Annotated in this window: 5 protein-coding genes; 4 read left to right on the forward strand and 1 reads right to left on the reverse strand. The window is 67.6% G+C overall.

Annotated elements, in window-relative coordinates; translation table 11 throughout:
* Positions 1 to 80: 80 nt before the first annotated feature.
* Positions 81 to 536 (reverse strand): universal stress protein, encoded by a 456-nt coding sequence (locus tag ACODSK_RS32140; protein ID WP_489022119.1) that lies wholly within the window; start codon positions 534 to 536, stop codon positions 81 to 83.
* A gap of 151 nt (positions 537 to 687) precedes the next feature.
* On the opposite strand from ACODSK_RS32140, the gene ACODSK_RS32145 reads away from it, so the two are divergent.
* From ACODSK_RS32145 to ACODSK_RS32160, 4 genes are all read left to right on the forward strand, one after another.
* The gene (locus ACODSK_RS32145; protein ID WP_489022121.1) at positions 688 to 1,593 is read left to right on the forward strand and encodes a LysR family transcriptional regulator; all 906 of its coding nucleotides are present in this window, start codon (positions 688 to 690) and stop codon (positions 1,591 to 1,593) included.
* Positions 1,594 to 1,699: 106 nt separating this feature from the next.
* A complete protein-coding gene (locus ACODSK_RS32150) occupies positions 1,700 to 3,238 on the forward strand; it encodes an MFS transporter (protein ID WP_489022123.1) in 1,539 nt (512 codons plus the stop codon).
* A gap of 27 nt (positions 3,239 to 3,265) precedes the next feature.
* Positions 3,266 to 4,327: an HlyD family secretion protein gene (locus ACODSK_RS32155; protein ID WP_489022125.1), complete on the forward strand. Its 1,062-nt coding sequence runs from the start codon at positions 3,266 to 3,268 to the stop codon at positions 4,325 to 4,327.
* Positions 4,324 to 5,787 carry an efflux transporter outer membrane subunit gene (locus ACODSK_RS32160; protein WP_489022127.1) on the forward strand — a complete coding sequence of 488 codons (1,464 nt, stop codon included), beginning with the start codon at positions 4,324 to 4,326 and terminating at the stop codon, positions 5,785 to 5,787. The genes ACODSK_RS32155 and ACODSK_RS32160 overlap by 4 nt, the downstream gene beginning before the upstream one ends.
* Positions 5,788 to 5,843: the final 56 nt, after the last annotated feature.

A 5,843-nucleotide genomic window follows, 5' to 3' on the forward strand; every position in this document is an offset into this window, starting at 1 on the left:
GCCGCTCCCACAGGGGGTCGTGTTGTGCTTGATCGAGATGTGTAGATACCCATGCAGCGATGAGACCCTAAAGTGCACCATCAATGCCCGGCGGCCCCCACCAGAACGGGGCACTGCACCTGGTCGATCACCTTGCCACTGACCGACGGATCCAGCAGCCGCCCCAGCCGCGACAGGTGCCGATGGCCCATGACGATCAGCTCGCAGTCCAGCTCCCGGGCCTTGGCGACGATGGCCTCCACCGGCCCGCCGGTCGCCAGGCTGCCGCTGCAGTCGGCAAAGCCCGCCTCGCGCAACGCCCTGACTGCCTCACCCACCGCCCGTTCGGCCAGTTGCTGTTCATCGCAGGCCGCCGGGTATTCCTCCAGCTCGCCACGGGTGTAGGGCGCGGGGTGGTCGTGCACCGCGAAGGTGCTGTCGATCGCCAATAGCACATGCAACTGGTGCAATTCCGGGCGGCAGTAGCGCCGCGCCAGGTCGAGCAGGGCGGTGCAGGCGGGGGAGGCATCGATGGCGATCAGGACCGGACGGGACATGCGGATTCCTTGGGCAAGAAAAGGACAGGGCATTCTCAGCCCATCGCCACACCCGGATAAATGGCCCGACACGCACTGGAATGTTGCGTCAGACGCAATCCACCGAGCTGCTAAGATCGCGTTTCCATCATTCGCCAAACGGAACCCGGCCATGCAACTCCCGGACATGAACCTGCTCGTCGCCCTCGATGCCCTGCTCGACGAGGGCAGCGTGGTCGGCGCCGCCCAGCGCATGAACCTGAGCCCGGCGGCGATGAGCCGGACCCTGAGCCGCATCCGCGAAGCCCTCGGCGATCCGATCCTGGTGCGTGCCGGCCGCGGCCTGGTGCCGACTCCCCGGGCCCTGGCCCTGCAGGAGCAGGTGCGGGTGCTGGTAGAGCAGGCCGGCCAGGTGTTTCGCGGCGGCGACGAGGTCGACCTGCCCAACCTCGACCGCGCCTTCAATATCCGCACCAACGACCTGTTCATCGCCCTTTATGGCGCGCAGTTGCTCCGCGCCATGCACGAGCAGGCGCCGCGAACCGTGCTGCGCTTCGTCCCGGAAAGCGGCGGCGACGACGACGCGGTGCTGCGCGACGGGCGCACCGATCTGATCATCAGTTCGAGCATCGACCTCGGCCCGGAGATCAAGGTGCAGAGCCTGTTCAACACCATCTATGTCGGCCTGGCCCGGCGCGACCATCCGATCTTCGATGGCGAGATCACCCCCGAGACCTTCGCCGCCTTCCCGCAGATCAGCGTGTCGCGGCGCGGCCGGGCCAACGGGCCGATCGATGTCGAGCTGGCCAACTACAAGGTGCAGCGGCGGGTGGCGCTGATCACCCCGAGCTTCCACTCGGCGATGTTCTCCCTGCCGGCCTCCGACCTGATCCTGCCGATGCCGGCCAATATCCTTAACAGCGTGCACCGCCTCGGCCTGCCGCTGCGCTCGTTCGAGATCCCGCTGCCGATGGAACGGGTTACGGTGATGCAGGCCTGGCACCCGCGTTTCCACAATGATCCGGCCCACCGCTGGCTGCGCCAGACCCTGAAAACCTGCTGCGAAGTCGATCCTTGACCGACGGATTGCGTTTGGTGCAACTGTAAACTGCCCATAAGTCAGTTTTCGTCAGCATTCGGGGTTTTTAGACTTCCTCCAGTCAATTTGTTGCTGGAGATTTCTGATGACTTCCCTGTCCGCGCCCCTTGCCGCGCCAGCCGCCCCGACGGCGGCCGCACCTGCGCAACCGGCGTTCGGCCTGCGGGTGGTGGTCGGTCTGTTCGGCGTGCTGCTGGCGGTGCTCTGCGCCGGGCTCAACGAGATGGTGACCAAGATCGCCCTGGCCGATATCCGTGGCGCCATGGGCATCGGCGCCGACGAAGGCGCCTGGCTGGTGGCGGTGTACGCTGCTGCCTCGGTGTCGGCCATGGCCTTCGCACCGTGGCTGGCGACCACCTTTTCCCTGCGCCGCTTCACCCTGTCCGCCATCGGTCTGTTCGCCGTGCTTGGCCTGCTCCAGCCCTACGCCCCGGACCTGCACAGCCTGATGCTGCTGCGCATCCTTCAGGGCCTGGCCTCCGGCGCGCTGCCGCCGATGCTGATGAGCGTAGCCCTGCGCTTCCTGCCGCCGGGGATCAAGGTCTATGGCCTGGCCTGCTACGCCCTGACCGCCACCTTCGGGCCCAACCTCGGTACGCCGCTCGCCGGTCTGTGGACCGAGTACGTCGGCTGGCAGTGGTCGTTCTGGCAGATCATCGTGCCGTCGCTGCTGGCGATGTTCTGCGTCGGCTGGGGCCTGCCCCAGGACCCGCTGCGCCTGGAACGCTTCCGCCAGCTGGACTGGCGCGGCGTGCTGCTCGGCCTGCCGGCGATCAGCTCGCTGGTGCTCGGCCTGAGCCTGGGCGATCGCTGGGGCTGGTTCGACTCTCCACTGATCTGCTGGCTGCTTGGCGGCGGTCTGTTGCTGCTGGTGCTGTTCCTGTTCAACGAATGGTCCGAGCCGCTGCCGTTCTTCCAGTTGCGCATGCTGCAGCGGCGCAACCTGAGCTTTGCCCTGCTGACCCTGGCTGGCGTGCTGATCGTGCTGTCCGCAGCCATCAGCATTCCCTCGGCCTACCTCGCCCAGGTCCAGGGCTATCGCCCGGCGCAGACCAGCCCGCTGATGCTGCTGGTGGCGATGCCGCAACTGATCTCGCTGCCGCTGGTGGCGGCGCTGTGCAATATCCGCGCGGTGGACTGCCGCTGGGTGCTCGCCACCGGCCTGGGCATGCTCGCCCTGGCCTGCATCGGCGGCACCCAGCTGACCTCGGAGTGGATTCGCGACAACTTCTACGTGCTGCAACTGCTCCATGTGTTCGGCCAGCCGATGGCGGTGCTGCCCCTGCTGATGCTCTCGACCAACGGCATGACCCCGCAGGAGGGCCCGTTCGCCTCGGCCTGGTTCAACACGGTCAAGGGCCTGGCTGCGGTGATCGCCGGCGGCTTGCTCGATGCCCTCGGCACCCTGCGCCGGCATTTCCACTCCACCCATCTCGCCGACAGCCTGGGCAACGCGCCGCTGCTCGACGACAGCGCCGCTGGCCTGGCCAAGCGCATTCATGAACAGGCCCTGGTGCTGACCTCGGCCGACCTGTACCTGGTCATGGCCTGCATCGCCGTGGCCCTGATCTGCCTGATTCCCTTCGTGCCTACCCGGGTCTATCCACCGCGTGCGGTGGCCTGAGCCCGGAAGAATTAGAGACTTGCCGACATGACCAACACCCGCAAGAACATCCTTATCGGCTCGGTGCTCGCCATCGCCGTCCTCGCTGCCCTCGGCGGCCCGCACCTGCTGGGCAACGACCACCGCCAGGGCACCAACGATGCCTATGTGATCGCCGACTACACGGTGGTCGCACCCAAGGTCGCCGGTTTCATCAAGGAGGTGCTGGTGGACGACAACCAGCAGGTGAAAGCCGGGCAACTGCTGGCGACCATCGACGACCGCGATTACCAGGCCGCGCTGGATGCCGCCCAGGCCCAGTTGCTGGTGGCCCGGGCACAGAGTGTCGACGCCCGCGCCACCCTTGAGCGCCAGGCCGCGCTGATCGCCCAGGCCGACGCGGCGGTCAAGGCGGCGCAGGCGGAAGCGGCTTTCGCCGACCATGAAGTGACCCGCTACAGCCGCCTCGCCGAACAGGGCGCCGGTACCGTGCAGAACGCCCAGCAGGCGCGCAGCCGGGTCGACCAGGCCCGGGCCCGTCTGGCCAACGCCCAGGCGGCGCTGCTGGCGACGCGCAAGCAGGTGGATATCCTCGACGCCCAGGTCGCCAGCGCCGACGGCCAGCTCAAGCGCGCCGAAGCCGGCCTGGAAAAGGCCAACCTGGATCTGTCCTATACCCGCATCGTCGCCCCGGTGGACGGCATGGTCGGCGAGCGCGCGCTGCGCGTCGGCGCCTACGTCAATCCCGGTGCGCGCCTGCTGTCGGTGGTGCCGCTGGACCAGGCCTATGTGGTCGGCAATTTCCAGGAAACCCAGCTGACCCATGTGCAGCCCGGCCAGCCGGTGAGCATCAGCGTCGATACCTTCTCCGGCGAGACCCTGCGCGGTCATGTGCAGAGCATTGCCCCGGCTACCGGGGTGACCTTCGCCGCGGTCAAGCCGGACAACGCCACCGGCAACTTCACCAAGGTGGTCCAGCGCATTCCGGTGAAGATCGTCTTCGACGCCGACCAGCCGCTGCTGGAGCGCCTGCGGGTGGGCATGTCGGTGGAAGCGGTGATCGACACCCGAGGCGATGTCCTCGCCGGCAAGGAGGTCACTGCGCGATGAACAGCCTGTTTCGCCTCAGCCCGCTGCTGCTCGGCTTAGTCCTCGCCGGTTGCACCCTGGGCCCGGATTTCCAGCGCCCCGATAGCCAGGCCCCCGAGCAGTGGGCGCCCTTGCAAGGCGAGGCCGCGGCCAGCCAGCCGGCCGCCGAACCGCTGGAACTGCGCTGGTGGGACAGCTTTCACGATGCCCGCCTCAGCGCCCTGATCGACAAGGTCGCGGCCAACAACCTCGACCTGCGCATGGCCAGCGCGCGCCTGCTGCAAAGCCGCGCCCTGCGCAGCAGCATCGCCGCCGATGAAACCCCATCCGTCGGCCTCAGCGGCGGTTACAGCCGGGCGCGCAACAGCGCCGAAGGCCTGAGCGACCCGTCGGGCAATGCCGGCAAGGCGGCCTATAACCTGTGGCAGGGCGACCTGGTCGCAGGCTGGGAGCTGGACCTGTGGGGCCGGGTACGGCGCCAGGTCGAGGCGGCCGATGCCTCGGTCGAGGTGGCGGAAAACGATCGTCGCGGCGTACTGCTGGCGTTGCTGGCGGAAACCGCCGGCGACTACATCCAGTTGCGTGCGGTGCAACACACCCTGGCGGTGACCCGCGACAACCTGAAGGTCGCCCAGCACAGCCTCAAGTTGTCCAACGACCGTCAGGCACAAGGCGTCGCCACCCGCCTCGACGTGGCCCAGGCCAGCGCCCAGGTGGCCTCCATCGAAGCGCGCCTGCCGACCCTGGAAGCGCGCCAGGCCGACCTGATCAACGCCCTCGGCCTGCTCGCCGCCGAGCCGCCGCGCACGCTGCAAGGCGAACTGCTGGAAAGCACCGAACTGCCGGCGCCGCAGCAGCGCTTCGCGATCGGCGTACCGTCCGAGCTGGCCGAGCGCCGTCCCGATATCCGCCGGGCCGAAGCCCGGCTGCATGCGGCTACCGCCAGCATCGGCGTGGCCAAGGCGGACTTCTATCCGAGCATCCGTCTGTCCGGAAACTTCGGTTTCCAGGCCATGCAGCTCAGTGACTTCGGCGCCTGGGACTCGCGCCGGTTCGCCATCGGCCCGCAGCTCTCCCTGCCGATCTTCGAGGGCGGGCGCTTGAGCGGCATGCTCGAACTGCGCGAGGCGCAGCAGCAGGAAGCGGCGTTGAACTACCGCAAGGTGGTGCTCGGCGCCTGGCATGAAATCGACGATGTGCTACGCCTGTACAACGCCAGTCAGTTGCGTCGCGACCATCTCGCCGAGGCGGTGCGGCAGAACCGTATTGCCCTGGACACGGCGCAGCGGCAGTACGTTGAAGGGGCGGTGGATTTCCTCAATGTGCTCAGCGTGCAGGGCGCGTTGCTGGCCAGCGAAGAACAGTGGATCGACAGCTCGGCGGCGGTGTCCCAGGCATTGGTCGGACTGTACAAGGCGCTCGGTGGCGGCTGGCAGGCGTTCGACCTGGCTGAAGCTCCGCAAGTGGCCAAACACCCGTGAACCTTGTGGGAGCTGGCTTGGCAGCGATTGCTGTAGTGTATTGACCATTGCAATCG

It is taken from the genome of Pseudomonas sp. FG98, from assembly GCF_057808595.1.